The sequence below is a fragment of the Luteococcus japonicus genome (genome assembly GCF_003752415.1).
Classification (GTDB): Bacteria; Actinomycetota; Actinomycetes; order Propionibacteriales; family Propionibacteriaceae; genus Luteococcus; species Luteococcus japonicus.
In genome coordinates this window covers 1,865,490-1,883,796 of sequence record NZ_RKHG01000001.1, presented here as the reverse complement: position 1 = coordinate 1,883,796, position 18,307 = coordinate 1,865,490, and the positions used below count along the sequence as shown (strand labels likewise).

The following is an 18,307-nucleotide window of genomic DNA, read 5'->3' as shown; positions in this document are numbered from 1 at the left end:
GCGTCAGCCCGCGGCGCACAAATCCTTCACCACAAGCGAAATTCCGCCTCGCGCTGAGTACGGACACTCATCCTGAAGATCTGCTGGACACATGTCTCAGACGGTTGGTCATTGAGGGAAACTCAGTATTGGAGAGGCTGAGGGCATGAAGGAGGGGGCGCTCCGGTGGAGCGCCCCCTCATCCCCTCGACAGGCTCGGGAGCCGTGGTTCGGGAACCTCAGGCACCCGTGGTCCGGATGCCCGAGGCCTCCCTGGGGCTACTTCTGCACGAAGACCGCCACGGTGCGGGGCGGAACCGTGAAGGTGCCGCTGGCCGCGTCGAAGCTGGACTTCTTCACCACGTCGTCCGAACCCTTGGCCTGCACGGGGCTCAGCTGGAAGCTGGCGCCCTTCACCCCGGCAACGGGCTGGCGTTGGGTGTGCGGCGTGGTGTTGTAGACCACCACCAACCCCTTCAGGGCCGGATCGGCGTCGGTTCCGACGGTGTCATCGATCCGCTGCACCAGGACGCCCTGGCGCATCGCCGTCGTGCCGGAGACCGGGTAGCTGACCTTGGCCTTGATCTGCTCCGCCGAACCGAGCCGGAAGAGCTTGCTGGAGAAGCGCAGCGCCAACAGATCGGTGGCCTGGGAGGAGGCCTGCTGCACCTGCTCCTGGCTGGGCTTGTTCTTCGCGTCGGCCAGCAGCGGCTGCATGAAGCCGTACTTGGCGGCATTGTCCGCCTCGGGCGGCAGCCCCTTGCCGAAGCCGTTGTCCGAGCCCGTCCAGTCGAGCGTGTTGAACCAGTCGCCCGAGTTGTACGAGTTGCGGTCCAGTGACTTGCTGCGCAGCAGGTCCGCCCCGGCATGCCAGAAGGACGGCGTCTGCGCCAGCGCCGTCGTGGCCAGGCTGAGGGTGTTCATCCGCACCCGGTCATCCATCGACGTGCTGCTCGGCAGCTTCATCGTCAGCGAGTCCCACAGGGTCTCGTTGTCGTGGGCGTCGACGTAGCTGATCACCTCACCGGGCTCGCTGGCGTACCCGGCCGGTGCACCGTTGTAGTCCACCTGGGCGCCGGTCTTCACGGCCCCGGACATGGTGCGGAAGGAGTAGTCCTCCAGATTGCCGGCCAGCCCGAGCTGCACCAGGTCCATGTCGTGGTCCAGGCTCTTCGCCGCGTCTGAATTGATCGGGGCACCGTTCGGGTCCGACGCCTCGCCGGAGCCGAAGCCCTGCTTGCGGGGATCCTCGTCGAAGGGTCCGCCGCCACGCACGGCGTCCCGCAGCCGATCACTGAAGGTGCCGATACCGGTTCCGTTGAGCTGCCCCTGGCTGGCCTGGGTGAACAGGGCGTTCTTCTCCACCTCACCGAAGTTCCACCCCTCGCCGTAGAGGTAGATGGACTTGCCGTCGACCCCGTCCTTGGCCAGCGTCAGCTTGTCCAGCGCCGCACGAACCGCCTTCATGTTCTCCACCGAATGGTGGCCCATCAGGTCATAGCGGAAGCCATCCACCTTGTAGGCCTTGGCCCACAGCACCGTGGAGTCCACCATCAGCTTGCCCATCATGGTGTGCTCGGTCGCGGTGTTCTGGCAGCACGTGGAGGTGTACACGGCCCCCTTGGCATCCAGCCGCTGGTAGTAGCCGGGCACCACCTTGTCCAGCACGGACTTGGCGTCCTGCCCCGATGCCGGGGTGTGGTTGTACACCTGGTCCAGCACGACGCGCAGGCCGTTGGCATGCAGGGCACCCACCATGGTGCGGAACTCGGCGACGCGGTTGCCGCCGTCGGCCGCCGACGTGGTGGAGGCGTAGCTGCCCTCCGGGGCCAGATAGTGCAGCGGGTCGTAGCCCCAGTTGTAGCCGTCGGCGTCGGCGATCTTCTGGATACAGGCCTGCTGCTCCTTCGAATCGGGTGCATAGGAGGCCAGGTCACACGGCGGTGTCTTCTGCTTCGCCTCGTCCTCCTCGATCGTCGCGATGTCGAAGGTGGGCAGCAGGTGCACCGTGTTCAGGCCGGCCGTGGCCAGCTGCCGAAGGTGCTTCGTCCCGTCGCCATTGCTGGCGAAGGCCTTGTAGGAACCGCGGTCAGCCGCTGGCACAGTCTTGTCCTGGATGGAGAAGTCCCGCACGTGCAGCTCGTAGATGGTCGAGTCGACGTTCTGCGCGAGCTTCGGCGAGGCTGTCTTCGCCCACTGCTGTGGCTTCCACTGCGGGCTGTCCAGGTTGACCGCGACGGAACGAGTGGAGTTCAGGGTCAGTGCCACCGAGTACGGGTCGGTGACCTGGCTGGTCACCACCTTCTGCTCGGCAGGTACGAAGACCTTCACCTCGTACAGGTAGCGAACATTCTCGAACTTCTTGCCGGTGATGGCCTGCCAGGTGCCCGTGGCGTCCTTCTTCATCGGCACTCGGGTGGCCTTGGACGCGTCCTGGTCCGGCGATCCGGCCGGCCAGGTCAGCAGGTTCACCTGCTGCGCGGTGGGGGCCCAGACGCGGAAGGTGATCCCGGTGCTGGAGAAGGAGGCGCCCAGCTTCTTGCCGGAAGCGGCCTTCCCATAGAGGTCGTCGAGAACCTTGGGGATCTGCACGCCGGTGGCATCCAACAGGGCGCCCAGGTCGTCGTACATGGCGACGGCTACCTGACCGGTGAGGATCTGGGGCACCTTCTTGGCGGTGGCCTTGTCCAGGTCAAGCGCCAGGTAGCCCTTCAACTCCGGGTGTTTCGCCAGCACGTCGGCGCTGATCCCCGCCGGGTTCCAGGTCAGGTCCGCCTGCTGGGCGTCGTCGGCGACGAGGGTCTCCGCATCAACCCGCAGATTGCCTGCCTTCGACCAGTGCAGGCGCCAGTCCAGACTGGCCGGGTCGGCACCCTTGGGCAGGGAGCTCGCGGGCCAGGCGATGGTGTCGCGGTCCAGCCAGATGGCCTTGGCGGCCTTCAGATCAGGAGCCGCACCGGCCTTGGAAGCGGTCACCGTGGTCTTGTGGGTGGCCGCGTCGTAGCTGATCGTCATCACGGTGCCGTCGGCGGGGACGGCCATCGTCATGTTGTTGCCACCCGCGGTTCCACCGTCGCCATAGCTCGTGTCCCAGGACAGTCCCTCGGCGATCTTGAACTCGTAGTTGCCGGCGGGGATGGCCGCCGAACTCCAGGTGTAGACCCCGTCACCGTCCGCATCGACCAGCCACGGCTGCATGCAGTCCGGGGACCAGTCGGCTGAACAACCCAGCTTGGACTGGAAGGAACCGGGGGCGGTGATGATCGGGCCCTGCGCATCACTGGTGACGTAGTGGCGGGCGTGGTCGTAGTAGAAGGTCACGGTGCCGGGTGAGTTGTAGGTGACGTTCGAGCCACCCGCAGCCCCGCCCGCGCCGTAGTTCTCATCCCAGGACTTGTGGATGGCGGCCTTGTAGGCGTATTCGGCGGCCGGGACCTGGAAGGTGCCCTTCCAGACCTGGTCCTTGGCATCCAGGGTGAGCTGGGCCTTGTCGCACTCCGGGGACCAGTCTGCGGTGCAGCCCATCTCGCTGTTGTGCGAGCCGGGCACGGAGACGGCATCGGGCTGGGTGACCGGACCGACATTGCCGGTGTCACCGGTGGATGCCGGCTTCGGCGTGCCCACCTGGGCGTAGGTGCTGGTGGCATTCACATTGCCGGAGGAGTCCTTCACGATGGCCCGGTACTCCACCAGGGAACCCTGGGGCAGTGAGGAGGTGTCGGCGAAGACCCGGTAGGGGGCATTGTCATCGGTGCCCAAGGGCTTGAACTCCGAGGTGCCCACCGGACGCCAGGCGAAGCTCACCTGGGCGAAGGTGTTCTCCGGGACCGACGCGCTGATCTCCGTGCGGCCATTGCCGATGACGGCGCCCGCCGTCGGGGCCTTGAACTGCACGGCCGGGGCATTGGCCCGCTCCCGCAGCGGGCTCTTGGCCTTCCACACGCCCACGGACAGGGCCGGGAGGCTGACGCTGACCCTGCTGTCCTTGCCCGAGGCAAGCGTGGTGGAGCTGCCGTGCAGCGGTACGAACTTCCCATTCGGGAGGTAGGTCTGGAAGCTGGCGGTGGCCTGCTTGTCCGAGTTGTTCACACCCACCACGTACTCGGTGCCCGTGGTCCGGTCGATCCGGCTGAAGGCATAGATTCCCGCGCCGGAGGAGGCGAAGCGGTGGATCTGCGCACCGTCGGCCAGTGCCGGGTGGTCCTGCCGCAGCTTCGAGAGCTGGGAGATCTGGCGGTACATCGGGCTGGTGGTGGAGTAGTGCTCCCCGGTGCCCATGGTGCCGCCGCCCACCAGCTGCTCGGCCTGGTACTGCGCGGTCCTGGTGCCGAACATGTCCTGGCGGGAATCCTTGTCGCCGCCGGCGCCGATGAAGCCCTGCTCGTCGCCGTAGTAGGTGATCGGGTTGCCACGCACCAGGAACATCAGCGAGTTGGCCAGCTGCGTGCGCTTGAGCAGCTCGTCGCCGGAGTAGCCCGCCTTGGACAGCATCATGCCGATGCGCCCCATGTCGTGGTTGCCCAGGAAGGTGGGCAGTTGGTAGGCATTCGAGTCGGTGTCGGTGTACCAGTCGTCGCTGGCGAAGAAGTCACGAAGGCCCGCGGTCGCCTTTCCCTGCACGGCATTGACGGCCGCACCCTGGAAGCCGAAGTCCAGCGTCGCGGACAGCTTGCCGGCCGTGGTGTAGGTGCTCTGCACCTTCGGGTCCGAGTCGTAGACCTCGCCGAACATGAAGAAGTCCTTCGTGCCGGCATCCGTCGCGGCCTTCGTCACCGCGGGGCTGAACTGGCTCCAGAAGGGCGTGTTGACGTGCTTGACGGTGTCGATCCGGAAGCCGTCGATCCCGAAGGCAGCCCAGGTCTTGTAGATGTCGGTCATCCCCTGGATGACCTCGGGACGTTCGGTGAACAGGTCGTCCAGGCCGGAGAAGTCACCGTAGGTGCTGGACTCGCCGGCATAGGTGGAGTCCCCACGGTTGTGGTACATCGTCGGGTCGTTCAGCCAGGCCGGGACCTTCACGTCCTTGTCTGCCTCGGCGACCACGGGCGTCAGCGGGAAGCTGGTGGCCGCGTCGAGGGCCGGGAAGTCCGCCTTGCCCGCGTACTCGGCGTCGTCGAAGACCTTGCCGGAGGCGTCCCTGTACGGCGCCTTGTCCTTGCTCACATAGGAATAGGACTTCTGCGCATTGTCGATGACGTCCGCAGTGTGGTTGGTGATGATGTCGAAGTAGACCTTCATCCCCTTGGCGTGCGCCTGGTTGATGAGCTGCTTCATGTCATCGTTCGTGCCCAGGTGCGGGTCGATCTGGGTGAAGTCGGTGATCCAGTAACCGTGGTAGCCGGCCGATGCGTTCTCGCCGGTGCCCTGCACGGGGCGGTTCTTGAAGGACGGGGTCAGCCAGATGGCCGTGGTGCCCATGCCCTTGATGTAGTCCAGCTTGTTGATCACGCCCTTGAGGTCGCCACCGTGGTAGAAGCCCTTGTCGGACGGGTCGAAGCCATTCTTCATCCGGTCCCCGGGGATCCCGCCGGTGTCATTGGCGGTGCTGCCGTTGGCGAAGCGGTCGGCCATCAGGAAGTAGAAGCGTTCCTTGGTGACCGCCTCGCGCAAGGAATCGGTGGCCAGCTTCTTGTCCTCGTCGCCCACCGCTCCGGCCAACTTCGTGGGGCGTAGCCCGATCTGGTGTGTCTCGTCGTCGTAGCTGAGTTCCACCTCGGCCGGGGCCTCCAGCACGAGCTTGGCATTGCCGTCGCCCTCGCCGTAGGCCTCGTCCCAGGACTTGTCGATGGCCACCTTGTACTCCCAGCTTCCCGCCGGGATGGTGACCGTGGTGCTGTGGATGCTGCTGTTGGGCTGCTTGGTCAGCTGCGTCTTCTCGCAGTCCAGTTGCCAGTCCGACGAGCAACCCAGCTCGTCCTGCAGGCTGCCGACCAGGGTGGCCGTCCGCTCTGCGGCAAATGCCCGGGGAGGTTGCGTCCCCAGACCGAAGGTGAGCGCCAGGGCGGACGCGACCATTGCGCTCGCCCGACGCCGGAATGTGTTGACCACGGTGTCTCCTGTGTCCGTACGCGGCAGGGGGAACGCCGCGACCCGTCGAGCACCGATGCCCGACGGGTCAACACGCTAACCAGTGGCTCCGACAGTTTTGAAGGGGAGCCCGGGGTGATCTTTTTTCCCAGTCACAAACATCTTCCGGGGATTTCCCCTCAGCGGCCGAGCTTGCGCAGGTCCACCGAAGGATCCGCCAGGTCCTCAGCCGTCACGGGAATCCCGGCATCCATCAGACGGCGGGCGGCACGCACCACCCGCGGCGCATCGATGGCGGCCGCACCCAGCAGGCGGCCCTCATCCGCCAGGCGGAAGTCCACCACGGCGCCGTCACCGAGCTCTCGCACGACACTGCTTCCTGTGCCCAGGTCACCCAGCCCCTCCGCGTGCACTCCGTAACGGTCACTCCACCACCAGCTGGCACCGTGGTTCGGGAGATCCGTGCCCAACAGGGCGGCCGCCGCCGTTTGACCGGAGCGCATCGCTGCCTCCCAGTGCTCGTGCCGAATGCCCGACGTCCCCTCGGCGCGGCGTCGGGTGACATCACCCACGGCCAGCACGTGAGGGTGGCTGGTCCGCTGCGCCCGGTCCACGAGGATGCCGTCCTCGCACTCCAGGCCGGCCTCGCGTGCGAGACCGTCATCGGGGACGAGTCCGACGGCCAGCAGCACGTCGTCGGCCTCGAGGGTGGAACGGTCGGAGAGTTGCAGTCGGTAGCCCCTCGACAGGCTCGGGGAACGGGGGTCGAGGCGCGGGGAGGTGGGCGGCAGTGCCTCGATCCGCTCAATCGCCGCCCGGATCACCCGCACCCCGTGTACGGCGTGCATGGCGTGCAGCCGCCCGGCCACCAGGGCCCCGGCGGCGGCCAGCAAGGGAGTCTCGACGGGATCCACCAGGGTCACCTCGACGCCGGAGGCCACCGCGGTGGAGGCCACCTCGGCCCCGACCAGGCCGGCACCGACGATCGCCAGCCGTCGCCCGGGGACCAGAGCGGCGCGCAGCCGGTCCGCATCGTCCAGGGTCCGCAGGCTGAGCAACCCTGCCAGGTCGCCCCCGCGAATGGGCAGGTGGCGCGCCCGGCCACCGGTGGCCAGCACCACTCGGTCCGCCGTCAAGGACCCACCGCCGTCCAGCTCGACGGTCATGCCCGCAAGGTCCAGCCGCGTCACGGCGTCGGTGACCAGAGCGATCCGCTGCTCCGCGAACCACTGCTCGTCGTGGAAGAAGACCTTGTCACGCGGCATCTCGCCGGTCAGGTACTCCTTGCTCAAGGGCGGCCGATCATAGGGTGCACCCTGCGGGTCGACGATCGTGATCCGGGCCTGAGGATCCCCGCGTCGCAGCTCCTGTGCACAGCTGAAGCCGGCCAGCCCCCCGCCGACGATGGCGACGTGCATCACAGCGCCGCACCCTCGACGGGGACCTCAGGGCACAGCCAGATCCCCCCGTCGCGGACCTCGACGCGGTGCGTTGCGACGGGCACGCTGGCCGGCAGGCACAGCGCCGCGCCCGTGCTCAGGGAGAAGCGAGCCCCGTGCAGTGGACACTCCACCTCTCCGGCCTCCACCCAGCCATCCGCCAAGGAGGCCTGCCCGTGGGTGCACAGATTGGTCAGCGCCCAGTAACGGCCCTCGGAGAAGAAGACGGCGATGTCGTCATCGGTTCCCGCGGTCGCGGCGTCGACGACGATCGCCTCGTCCTCGGCGATCTGTCCCTCACTGGCCACCCTGATGGCGTCTGACATGTCCGTCTCCTTCTGTGTGTCCACCCAGCCAAGCGCGCCGACGATCCGTCTTCAAGAGCCGTGGCGCAGGTACTCCACCTCGGGGCGCCCGGCATGGCCGTAGCGCTCACGTCGTTCCGCGAAGCCCGTCTGGGCCAGGTGCTCCAGGTAGCGACGGGCCGTCACCCGCGACGTGCCCACGGACTGCGCCACCTCCGCAGCTGACAGTCCCGCCTCGGCGCAGGCCAGCAGCTGGGTGACGGCCTGGAGAGTTTCGGGCGAGATCCCCTTCGGCGTCGCCGGGGCGCCATTGGCCGACGAGCGCAGGTCGAAGAGGTGGTCGACGTCGGACTGGGCCACCGCGTCGGGCACCGTGCGGCCTGTCTGGTGCAAGTGGCTGCGGTAGGCGCGGTAGTTCTCCAGCTTGGTGCGGAAGGCGTCGAAGGTGAAGGGCTTGATCAGGTAGTGGGTGATGCCCATGGCCATGGCGTGCCGCACCACCTCCACGTCGCGCACACTGGTGACGGCAATCACGTCGCAGAGCTGCCCGCCGGCGCGCATCCGGTGCAGCAGCTCCAGCCCGTGCCCGTCGGGAAGGCGCATGTCCAGCAGCACAAGGTCAGGCTTCTCGCGCGCGATGACCCGCAGCGCCTCGGCGCACGACGGCGCGCTCCCGGAGACCTCGAAGCCATCGAGCCGCTCCAGGTAGGACGCGTGGGCCTGGGCCGCGATCGGCTCGTCCTCCACCACGACGACGCGGATGCCGCTCATGCCACGGCCTCCGCCGCGTCCTCGGCGTCGATATCCACGCTGAACAGGGCGCCGCCCAGCTCCGAGCTGCCGCAGGTGATGGTCCCGCCGTGCCGGTGGACCACCTGCGCCACCAGCGCCAGGCCCAGGCCGTGGCCCTGGTCGTCGGCCTTGCTGGTCCAGCCGCGGGTGAAGATCGTGTCCCTGAGCTCGGCCGGCACGCCCGGCCCGGAGTCCTCGAGTTCGAAGACGAAACTGGTGGGGGTCGACTGGACGAAGGCCTCGACCCGGCGCGTCGAGCAACCGCGGACAGCCTCGAAGGCGTTGTCCAGCAGATTGCCGACGACCGTGACGGCCTCGCTGGGGGAGATCGGCATGCTCGCCAGGTGGCTGTCCGGGTCAATCACCAGCTCGATGCCCGCTTCACGTGCCTGCGCCATCTTGCCGAGCAACAGCGCCTCGAAGATGGGTTCGCGCTGGCCGCCCGCGATCCTTCCCATCACGGCCTGCCGGTCCGCCAGCTCCTCCGTCGCGAAGGCCGCCGCCTGGTCGGTGTCGCCCATCTCGATCAGGCTCACCACCGTGTGCAACCGGTTGGCTGCCTCGTGGTTCTGGGCACGGAGCGTCTCGGTCAGGCCACGGACCGTCGCCAGTTCCCCGGTGATGGACTGCAGCTCCGTGTGGTCGCGGAAGGTGACCACCGAACCGGTGCGCCGCCCCTTGAAGGATGCCGGTTGCTGGTTCACAACCAAGATCCGCTCGCCCACCTGGAGCACCTGGTCCGGCGGCATCGTGCCGGAGAGCAGGGGTGTGACCAGTGTCGAGGTCAGGCCCAGCGCGCCGATCCCACGCCCCGTCGGGTCCTGCTCGAGACCCAGAAGCCGCATCCCCTCCACATTGCACAACTGCACCGTGCCGTCGCGGTCCAGCAGGAGCAGGCCCTCACGGACCGCGTGCAGCATCGAGTCGTGGTACTCGTACATCGAGGCGAGCTCCGTGGCCCCTAGGCCGTGGGTTTCGCGTCGTAGCTGACGGGCCACCAGTAGCGCACCACCCAGACCGGTGACCAGCAGCACCCCGGAGAGCCCGGAGATGATGCCGAGCTGGGTGGGCAGCGCGTTCTGGATCCGCTCGATGGTGACGCCAGCCGCGACGTAGCCAATGATCCGCCCGCCCTCCATCACCGGCACCACCGCGCGCATCGACGGGCCCAGTGTTCCGGAGTACTGCTGGGTGAAGGGTTGTGCCTGGGTGGCGGTGCCCAGGTCACCGATGAAGGTCTTGCCCACTTGGGCGGGGTCCGGGTGGCTGTAGCGGACGCGGCTGGAGTCCATCACCGTGATGAAGTCGATGGAACTGGCGTGCGTCAGGTCTCGGGCATAGGCGGTCAGGTCCGGCGACGGAGCCCCGTCCACCAGGGCCTGCCGGGTCACCGGGGACAGGGCGACGGCCTGGGCGATGTGGGTGCACCGCACGCGCGCCCGGTCGTGCTGGTAGCGGCGCGAGTCGAGCGCCAGCATCGACGCCATCAGGGCGACCTCCACCAGCAGCAGGGCGCCGATCAGCCACAGGTAGCGCCGGGCCAGTGATCGGGTCTCCACCCACACATTGTGGCGCTTCGGCCCGTCGCCGGTTGCCCTTCGTGTTCGGGAACACAAAGAACACAACCGCGACAGGGGGCAGCGCGGGCCGGTGGGATGGGGCACCAGACGGCTTCCCGGGCCAAGAGGGAGCCGAGGCACGAGGAGTTCCGACGATGGTGTGGTTACAACTACTGGTGGTGTTGGGGTGCCTGATCATGGGCACCCGCCATGGCGGCTTGGGGCTTGGCCTGATCAGCGGCTTCGGCCTGATCATCCTGGTTTTCGGCTTCCACCTGAGGCCGGGTGATCCGCCCATCGACGTGATGATGACCATCCTGGCCGTGATCGGCTGCGCGTCGGTGCTGCAACAGGCCGGCGGCCTGGACGTGATGATGAAGTTCGCGGAGAAGATCCTTCGCAAGCATCCCAACCAGATCACGGTGCTCGCGCCGCTGACCACCTGGTTCCTCACCCTGCTGTGCGGCACCGGCCACGTCGTCTACACCATGTTCCCGATCATCGAGGACATCGCCCTGAAGAAGGGCATCCGCCCCGAGCGTCCGATGGCCGTCTCGTCGGTTGCCGCGCAGGCCGGCATCACCGCCTCGCCCGTCTCCGTGGCCACCGTCACCCTGGCCTCACTGCTCGCCGCCCACGCGCAGGAGGCCGGCACCAAGGTCTACTCCATCCCGCAGATCCTGATGGTATCCATCCCCGCCACCTTCTGCGGTGTGCTCATCGCGGCGCTGTGGAGCATCAAGCGTGGCAAGGACCTGGACAAGGATCCCGACTTCCAGGCAAGGATCGCCGACCCCGAGCAGCGGGACTTCATCTACTCGGGCGGATCCACCCTGCTGGACACCGTCTTCCCGAAGACCGCCTACTGGGCCACCTGGATCTTCTTCGCCACCATCGCGCTGGTGGTCGTGATGGGCGCCTTCGACGGCCTGCGCCCCAGCTTCGCCAATGACAAGGGCGTGATGAAGCCGCTGAGCATGAACCTGGTGATCCAGATGCTGATGCTGGTGGCCGGCGCACTGATCATGCTCTTCTGCAAGGTGAAGACCTCCGACGTCCCCAACACGACGGTCTTCAAGGCCGGCATGGTGGCCATCTTCAGCGTCTTCGGCGTCGCCTGGATGGCCGAGACCTTCTTCGGCGCCCACATCGAGGGCCTGGAGGCGAACCTGACCACGATGGTGCAGAACCACGCCTGGACCTACGCGATTGCCCTCTTCCTGGTCTCCAAGCTGGTCAACTCGCAGGGTGCCGCCGTGGCCGCCATGGCCCCGATCGGCCTGAAGATCGGCGTCGACCCCGTGACGATGATCGGCTTCGTCTCTGCCGCCTACGGCTACTTCATCCTGCCGACCTACCCGTCGGACCTGGCCTGCATCGGCTTCGACCGCACCGGCACCACGAAGATCGGCAAGTTCGTGATCAACCACTCCTTCATCATCCCCGGCCTCATCATCGTCAGCGTCGGCTGTCTGGTGGGTTCGTTGATGGCGCGCGTGGTCCTCTGATCCGTCCCGTCAGAACAATGTGTGAGTTCATGGCCCTCCCAGGGCCCCGAACTCACACATTGTTCGGTTCTGGGCATCTGGTGGATGTGGTGGGATGGTCCCCATGGGACTGCGTGACCGACTGATCAACAAGATGACCCCCGAAGGTGGGATCAGCGTCGACGAGGCGCTGGCGCTGATGGCCAAGGGCAGCGTGATGTGCGACGTGCGTGGCCTGGGCGAGTATGAGGCCGGCCACGTCCCCGGCTCACGGCTGGTCGACGTGAAGGCACTGGCCGAGAACGTGATGGACGCCGTCTACGAGGGTGACCCCTTCGCCGAGCCCGACAAGCCCATCCTGCTGATCTGCGACACCGGCCTGCGCTCCGGGCACGCCGTGAAGCTCGTCGAGGCCCAGGGGATGACGGCAGAATTCGTCCACGGTGGGCTCATCGCGTGGAAGGAGGCGGGCCAGTTCCTGCTCCCCGGCCCGCCCCGCACCAAGCGCTGACTCAGGACAGGTGGTCTTCGACGTACTGGCGCACCACGTCGTCGAAGTCCTCGTCGCGAACGAATCCCAGCGCCAGCATCCGCTCGACGTCGAAGTCGCCGGGCCAGGAGCACACGATGTCCATCACCCGCCGGTCCGGGACGTCGGTGACCAACGCACGCGCGTCCTGACCCCCGACGCGTTCCAGCGATTCGAGCATCTCCTGCACCGTGACGCAGATGCCCGGGATGTTCATGCCTCGCCAGCCGGGCAGGTCAGCGGCCGGGATCCCCATGGCGTGCACCAGGTTTGCGACGGCGGTGCGTGGCGAGGAGAGCCACATCCGGGTCCCGTGCGGCACCGGGCACTGTGACGCGATGCCGTTCAGGGGTTCCCGCAGGATGCCGCTGGCAAAGGAACTGGCCGCCGAGTTCGGCTTGCCGGGCCGCACGGAGATGGTGGGGAGCCGGCAGATCCGCCCGTCGAGGAAGCCCTTGCGGGAGTACTCGTTGACCAGCAGTTCGCCGATCGCCTTGAAGGCGCCGTAGGTGGAGTCGGGCTGTTCGGCCCAGTGCTCCGGTACTGCCTCGGGCATGGTGCCGCCGAAGACGGCCAGCGAGCTGGTGAAGACCAGGTGCGGCGGGCGGCCCGTCTCCTGTCCGACGGCACGCATTCGCTCCAGCAGTGCACGGGTGGCGTCGACGTTGACCGCCATCGCCAGGTCGAAGTCCTGTTCGGAGCCCCCGGAGAGCACGGCGGCGAGGTGGTAGACGCCGACGGTGTCGTGGTCGATCGCCTGCTCCAGCAGGGTTTGGTCGGCCAGGTTCCCGACGACTGAGTGCACTCGCGGGTCGTCGACGGGGGACGGCGCCAGATCGAGCGAGGTGATCCCGTCGGCCTCCAGGGGTGCGCCGCCGGCGTCCATCCGGGTCAGCAGTTCGCGGGTGAGCATGCTGCCCAGGAAACCGGCGCCGCCGGCGATGACGATCTTCATTGATTCCTCCATCAGGATCTTGGGGCGTGGTCACCCCGGTTGGGACGCTCAGAGCAGGCTGATCTCCCGGGTGGCTTCCAGGGTCTGGTCCATGTGGGAGGCCATCGCCGCTGCGGTGGCCTGTTCGTCGTGGTCCCGCAGGGCGGCCAGGATCCGGTCGTGCCAGCCCAGTGCTTCAAGGCGGACCTGCCTACTGCGCGAGGTCTCCCGACGCACGCGCAGCAGCATCTGCGCCAGGGTGTGGAAGGCCTCACGCAGGAAGGGGTTGTGGGCGGCATCGAGGATGATCTCGTGGAAGCGGATGTCCGCCATTGCCGAGACCTCGACACAGTCGGGGGAGTCCACATTTCGTCGCATCACCTCGACCTGCTCCTCCAGCGCGGCCAGTTCCTCGTCGGTGATCCGCGCTGCCGCGAGCCGGGACATGCCGACCTCCAGGACGCGACGCGCCTCCATCAGGGCCACGACGAGCTTGCTGGTGTCCCCCTCGAGCCTGGCCCGCACCTCGACGATCTCCGGGTCCAGGACCGACCATGCGGCCACTGGGGCGATCCGGTTGAGGCGGCCCTGGCGCACCTCGAGGATCCCGGCGCCGGCCAGCGAGCCCAACGTTTCGCGCATGGTCAACCGGGAGACGCCGAAGCGTTCGGCGAGCCGGGCCTCGGCGGGAAGTTCTTCGCCCACGGTGAATTCCCGCGCGGCCAGGGCCTCGAGAATCTGCTGTCTGGTGCGTTCCGACGCCTTCATGATGTCCTTCCGGGCCATTGACATCGTGCTGCCTCGAACCTATCTTGTCAGATATCAGACAAGTTGTGGAGGTTTGTCCTTCGCAACATCCCCAGAGAACAACGTCGTCCGAAGGGTTTTCGATGGCTCCCACCATGCTGGTCCTCTTGGGCCTGGCCGCGGTCTGTGCGATCCTCGCGCTGATCATCAAGGCCAAGGCCCACCCGTTCATCGCGATGATCGTGGTCTCCATCGCCCTGGCTCTCGTGGCCGGGATGCCGATGGCCGCCGTCATCCCCACGCTGCAGGAGGGCATGGGCAAGACCCTGGGATCCGTGGCCCTGATCGTCACCTTGGGCGCCATGCTCGGCAAGATCATCGAGATCTCCGGCGGTGCAGAGGTGCTTGCCAAGGCGCTGTTGAGGGCCTTCGGTGAGAAGCGTGCCCCGTGGGCGCTGGGCGCCTCGGCCTTCATCTTCGGCATCCCGGTCTTCGTCGACGTCGCCACGATCGTGCTGGTGCCCATCGTGCTCGCCGTCGCGCGCAAGATGCCCGGCCGCGCCAACATGCTCACCTTCGCCCTGCCCACCGTGATGGCGCTGCTCACCGTGCACGTCGTGCTGCCGCCCCACCCCGGCATCGTGGGTGGTTCCGAGCTGATGGGCGCCGACGTCGGCATGGTGCTGCTGCTCGGCTTCATCCCGGCCATCACCATGTGGCTGTTCAGCCAGGTGATCAGCGGATACCTGGTCAAGAAGGTCTTCTCGCCCGTCCCGGCCGAGGGCAGTGCGCTGGCCGGCGTGGAGAAGCAGGACGTGACCGATGCCAAGGACAACGAGCCCAGCGTCGGGCTGGTGTTGGCGATGATCGTCATCCCGCTGCTGCTGATCATGTCGCAGACCGTGACCGCCCTGACCCTGCCCAAGGGAAGCGTGGTGCGCTCCTTCTTCGCCCTGGTCGGCGCAAGCCCCGCGGCACTGCTGATCGGCGTGCTGCTGGCCATCTACTTCCTGGGGGTGCGCCGCGGCTGGGATGCCTCCAAGATCGAGGACGTCTGCAGTGCCGCCCTGCCCGCCACTGCCGCGGTGATCCTGATCACCGGCGCCGGCGGCACCTTCGGGTTCGTCCTGTCCAAGACCGGTGTGGCCCAGGCCGTCGCCGACGTGCTGTCCGGTTCCGGCCTGCCGATCATCTTCCTGGCCTGGTTGATGGCCGCCCTGATCCGCGCCGCCCAGGGCTCCGCGACGGTGGCCACCATCACCACCGCGCCGCTGATTGCGCCGCTGGCCGCCAGCATGGGCCTGTCCCCGATGCAGATCGCACTTGTGACCATCGCCATCGGCGTCGGCTCCATGGCGCTGTCCCACGTGAACGACTCGCTCTTCTGGGTGTGGAGCCGTTACTACCAGGTGGACACGGCCAGTGCCCTCAAGTCCTACACGGTGGCCACCACGGTCGCCTCCGTCGTCGGCTTCGGCGTCGTGGCCCTGATGTGGCCGCTCGTCGGCGCCATGTCCTGAGCAAGGAGCAGAACCATGACCACAGATCCCACGTCCACTCGTCGGATCCTCGCGCTGGACGATGATCCGACCGGATCCCAGTGCGTGGCGGGCGTCGACATTGCCTTCCAGGAGGACCCGGCCATCCCGGCGCAGGTGCTGCAGGAGCCCGGTGCCACCTGCTTCGTGCTGATGAACACCCGGGCCCTGTCCGAGGCCGATGCCATCGCCAAGAACCGTCGCATCCTGGAGGGGGTCCTCGACGCCGGGGTCAACCCGCAGGGACTCCACCTGATCTCCCGCTCGGACTCCACGCTGCGTGGGCACGTGCTGGCCGAACCGAATGTGCTGGCCGATGTGCTGGCCGAACGCGGCGTGGAGGTGGACGGCTTCCTGTTCTGCCCCGCGATGATCGAGGCCGGCCGATTCACGAAGGACGACATCCACTACGCGATGGTGCAGGGCGAGGCGCACGAGGCGGCCGACACGGACTTCGCCAAGGACGCCACCTTCGGATACACCCAGTCCAACCTGCGTCGCTTCCTGGAGGAGCGCTCCGACGGGGCAGTGAAGGCTGACGAGGTGGTCAGCATCGGCCTGGAGAACATCCGCGAGGGTGGCGTCGACCGCGTCGAGGAGATCCTGGCCGCCGTCTCCGGCAGGACGTGGGTGGTGGTCAACGCCACCGAGTACTCCGACATGGAGGTCGTCACGGCGGCGCTCGCCCGGCGCGAGGCGGTCGGCCGCACCTTCATCACGCGGTGCGGGCCCTCCTTCGTGCGGCCACTGTCCGGGCAGCAGGGCGCGGCGGTGCTGGCGGCCGAGGACATCGCCATCGACCCGAGCCGGGGCTCGCACGGCCTGGTTGTGGTGGGTTCCCACGTGGGCCTCACGACGCGCCAACTGCAGGCGGTGCAGCGCCGCGGGACCCTGTTGGAGTTCGAACTGCAGGTTCCCCTCCTGCTGGACCCGCAGACCCGTGACGAGCACCTCTCCGAGGTGACCGAGGCCCTGCGGGCCCAACTGGCCAGCGCGGACTGCGTCGTCTACACCAGCCGTGACCTGGTGCGCACCGAGAGCAAGGGCGAGTCCCTAGAGATCGCCCGCAAGGTCTCCGACGCCGTCGTGGAGCTGGTGGCCCGGGTCCGCGAGGCCCGCCCGGCGTGGGTGGTGGCCAAGGGCGGCATCACCTCGCACGAGGTGGCCGCCAACGGGCTCGGCATCAGCCATGCCGTGGTGCAGGGGCAGTTCTTCCCCGGGCAGGTCTCCATGTTCACCGCGCGGCAGGCGCCGCCGGAGACCATCGGGGTTCCCTATGTGGTCTTCCCGGGCAATGTCGGGGGCGACGATGCCCTCGCAGAAGCCGTCGAACGCCTCGTCGAGGCGACCTCGCAGAAGCGCCTCTACGAGGCGACACACCAGAAGCGCCCCGACGAGGCGACACACCAGAAGAGGAGCAAGTGATGGGGATCAAGACAATCGGTTGGGTCGGTCTGGGCGCGATGGGTGCCCCGATGGCCCTGGCGGCCGCGGAGGCCGGCTTCGACGTGACGGCCTTCGACCTGAGCGCGGACCAGATGGCCAGCGTGGCTCCCGCGGTTGCGGGCGCGGCCAGCGCCCGGGAGGCCGCGCAGGGCAAGGACCTGGTGGGCATCATGGTGGCCACCGGTCCGCAGCTCGACGCGGTGCTCTTCGGCGAGGGCGGCATCGCCGAGGTCCTCTCCCCGGACACCGTCGTGATGGTGATGGCGACCGTCGGGCCGGATGCCATCGAGAAGACCAAGGAGCGGCTGGACCACGTCACCACGCACCTGGTGGACGCTCCGGTCTCCGGTGGTGTGCTGCGCGCCCGCAAGGGCGACCTGCTGATGATGGTCTCCGGAGCACCCGAGGACACCGATCTGGCGCGACCCGTGCTGGATGCCCTGGCCTCCAGCGCTCCCGTCGTCGGCGATGTCCCGGGTGACGGGCAGCGCTTCAAGGTGGTCAACCAGCTGCTGTGTGGCGTGCACATCGCCGTCGCCGGCGAGGCGCTCGCCCTGGCCGACTCGATGGGCCTGGACGTCAACCAGGTCTACGAGGTGCTGGGCGCCGGCGCCGCGGCCTCCTTCATGTTCGGTGACCGTGGCCGACGGATGGTCGATGGCGACCACGACGAGGCGCGTTCGGCGCTGGACATCTTCGTGAAGGACATGGGGATCGTCACCCAGACGGCGCGTGGGGTGACGCAGGAGGCGCCGCTGGCTGCCGCGGCGGAGCAGATCTACCTGCGCGGACGCCGGCAGGGCCTGGGGCGCAAGGACGACTCGGTCGTCTTCCGCCTGCTGCTCGGAGACATGGACTGACGGGTCACATGGGTGGGGTGGGGAGACGTGCCAGCAGCCCCTGCTCCACCCGTGGCCACTCGTCGGCGAGGATGCTGAACACGACGGTGTCCCGCCACGTCCCGTCCTCGCGCGGCTGGTCGCGTCGCAGCACCCCCTCCCGCGTGGCGCCGAGCCGTTCGATGGCGGCCTGGCTGCGGGTGTTGAGGATGTCGGTCTGGATTTTCACCCGGCCCATCCCACAGCCCTCGAAGGCCTCGCGCAGCAGCAGCCACTTCGCCTCGGCATTGGTGCCGCTGCCCCAGAAGGCGGGCGCGTAGATGGTCCAGCCCAGGTGCAGCTGCTCGCGCTGCAGGTTCACCTCTCCCAGCGAGGAACTGCCGACGAAGGTGCCCGCCGTCCCGAGGTCGCAGTCGGCCGCCAGCCGGAAACAGTAGCTGAGCCGTCCCTGCCCCTTGCCGTCCCACGAGCCCGGGTTGATCCAGTCACGCGCCATCCGCGTCGCATTCTCCAGTGTCGAGGGGCGGTGGTGCATCACCCAGCCGTGGGCATAGCTTCGTTCGTCCATCAGCACCGGAACCAGGTCCGTGCAGTCCTGTTCCGTGAACGGGTGGGCGACCAGGCGGGGGCCGCGCAGGTCACGGCCGGTGGGCAGCGTTGCGGTCATGGTCTGACCCTAAGAGCAC

General features: G+C 67.7%; 13 protein-coding genes. 5 read left to right on the top strand and 8 right to left on the bottom strand.

Translation table 11 applies throughout. From position 1 onward, the window contains the following. Positions 1-258: 258 nt before the first annotated feature. The 5 genes from pulA to EDD41_RS09110 form a co-directional block, all read right to left on the bottom strand. Positions 259-6,027, bottom strand: coding sequence for a pullulanase-type alpha-1,6-glucosidase (gene pulA, locus EDD41_RS09130; protein ID WP_245995595.1), 5,769 nt, complete (start codon positions 6,025-6,027; stop codon positions 259-261). A 158-nt stretch (positions 6,028-6,185) separates the two neighbouring features. Beyond that, entirely contained in the window at positions 6,186-7,424 is a 1,239-nt protein-coding gene (locus EDD41_RS09125; protein WP_123575666.1) for an NAD(P)/FAD-dependent oxidoreductase, read from the bottom strand. Further along, the gene (locus tag EDD41_RS09120; RefSeq protein WP_094765616.1) at positions 7,424-7,771 is read right to left on the bottom strand and encodes a non-heme iron oxygenase ferredoxin subunit; all 348 of its coding nucleotides are present in this window, start codon (positions 7,769-7,771) and stop codon (positions 7,424-7,426) included. The genes EDD41_RS09125 and EDD41_RS09120 overlap by 1 nt, the downstream gene beginning before the upstream one ends. Positions 7,772-7,822: 51 nt before the next feature. Next, entirely contained in the window at positions 7,823-8,521 is a 699-nt protein-coding gene (locus EDD41_RS09115) for a response regulator (protein WP_123575665.1), read from the bottom strand. Next, a complete protein-coding gene (locus tag EDD41_RS09110; protein ID WP_245995594.1) occupies positions 8,518-10,101 on the bottom strand; it encodes a sensor histidine kinase in 1,584 nt (527 codons plus the stop codon). The genes EDD41_RS09115 and EDD41_RS09110 overlap by 4 nt, the downstream gene beginning before the upstream one ends. 155 nt (positions 10,102-10,256) lie before the next feature. Between EDD41_RS09110 and EDD41_RS09105 the strand changes: the two genes are divergently transcribed. Both EDD41_RS09105 and EDD41_RS09100 read left to right on the top strand, forming a co-directional pair. Continuing rightward, a complete protein-coding gene (locus EDD41_RS09105) occupies positions 10,257-11,609 on the top strand; it encodes an anaerobic C4-dicarboxylate transporter (protein ID WP_123575664.1) in 1,353 nt (450 codons plus the stop codon). A gap of 103 nt (positions 11,610-11,712) precedes the next feature. Beyond that, positions 11,713-12,099 (top strand): rhodanese-like domain-containing protein, encoded by a 387-nt coding sequence (locus EDD41_RS09100; RefSeq protein WP_123576970.1) that lies wholly within the window; start codon positions 11,713-11,715, stop codon positions 12,097-12,099. A 1-nt stretch (position 12,100) separates the two neighbouring features. On the opposite strand, the gene denD is transcribed toward EDD41_RS09100, so the two are convergent. Then, the gene (gene denD / locus EDD41_RS09095; RefSeq protein ID WP_123575663.1) at positions 12,101-13,072 is read right to left on the bottom strand and encodes a D-erythronate dehydrogenase; all 972 of its coding nucleotides are present in this window, start codon (positions 13,070-13,072) and stop codon (positions 12,101-12,103) included. A 48-nt stretch (positions 13,073-13,120) separates the two neighbouring features. Beyond that, positions 13,121-13,819 carry a FadR/GntR family transcriptional regulator gene (locus EDD41_RS09090; protein WP_170165305.1) on the bottom strand — a complete coding sequence of 233 codons (699 nt, stop codon included), beginning with the start codon at positions 13,817-13,819 and terminating at the stop codon, positions 13,121-13,123. Between the two features lie 122 nt (positions 13,820-13,941). Here EDD41_RS09090 and EDD41_RS09085 point away from each other — a divergent pair, with 122 nt between their 5' ends. Genes EDD41_RS09085 through EDD41_RS09075 form a run of 3 tightly spaced genes read left to right on the top strand, consistent with a single transcriptional unit; the run spans position 13,942 to position 17,642 of the window. Continuing rightward, positions 13,942-15,318 (top strand): GntT/GntP/DsdX family permease, encoded by a 1,377-nt coding sequence (locus EDD41_RS09085; protein WP_123575661.1) that lies wholly within the window; start codon positions 13,942-13,944, stop codon positions 15,316-15,318. A 15-nt stretch (positions 15,319-15,333) separates the two neighbouring features. Next, positions 15,334-16,761 (top strand): four-carbon acid sugar kinase family protein, encoded by a 1,428-nt coding sequence (locus EDD41_RS09080; RefSeq protein ID WP_123575660.1) that lies wholly within the window; start codon positions 15,334-15,336, stop codon positions 16,759-16,761. Beyond that, on the top strand, positions 16,761-17,642 hold the full coding sequence (locus EDD41_RS09075; RefSeq protein WP_094765608.1) for an NAD(P)-dependent oxidoreductase: 882 nt from the start codon (positions 16,761-16,763) through the stop codon (positions 17,640-17,642). Before EDD41_RS09080 ends, EDD41_RS09075 begins: the two co-directional genes overlap by 1 nt. Before the next feature lie 4 nt (positions 17,643-17,646). Here the strand turns inward: EDD41_RS09075 and EDD41_RS09070 are convergent, their stop codons facing one another. Continuing rightward, a complete protein-coding gene (locus tag EDD41_RS09070; protein ID WP_094765607.1) occupies positions 17,647-18,288 on the bottom strand; it encodes a GNAT family N-acetyltransferase in 642 nt (213 codons plus the stop codon). Between the last annotated feature and the right edge of the window lie 19 nt (positions 18,289-18,307).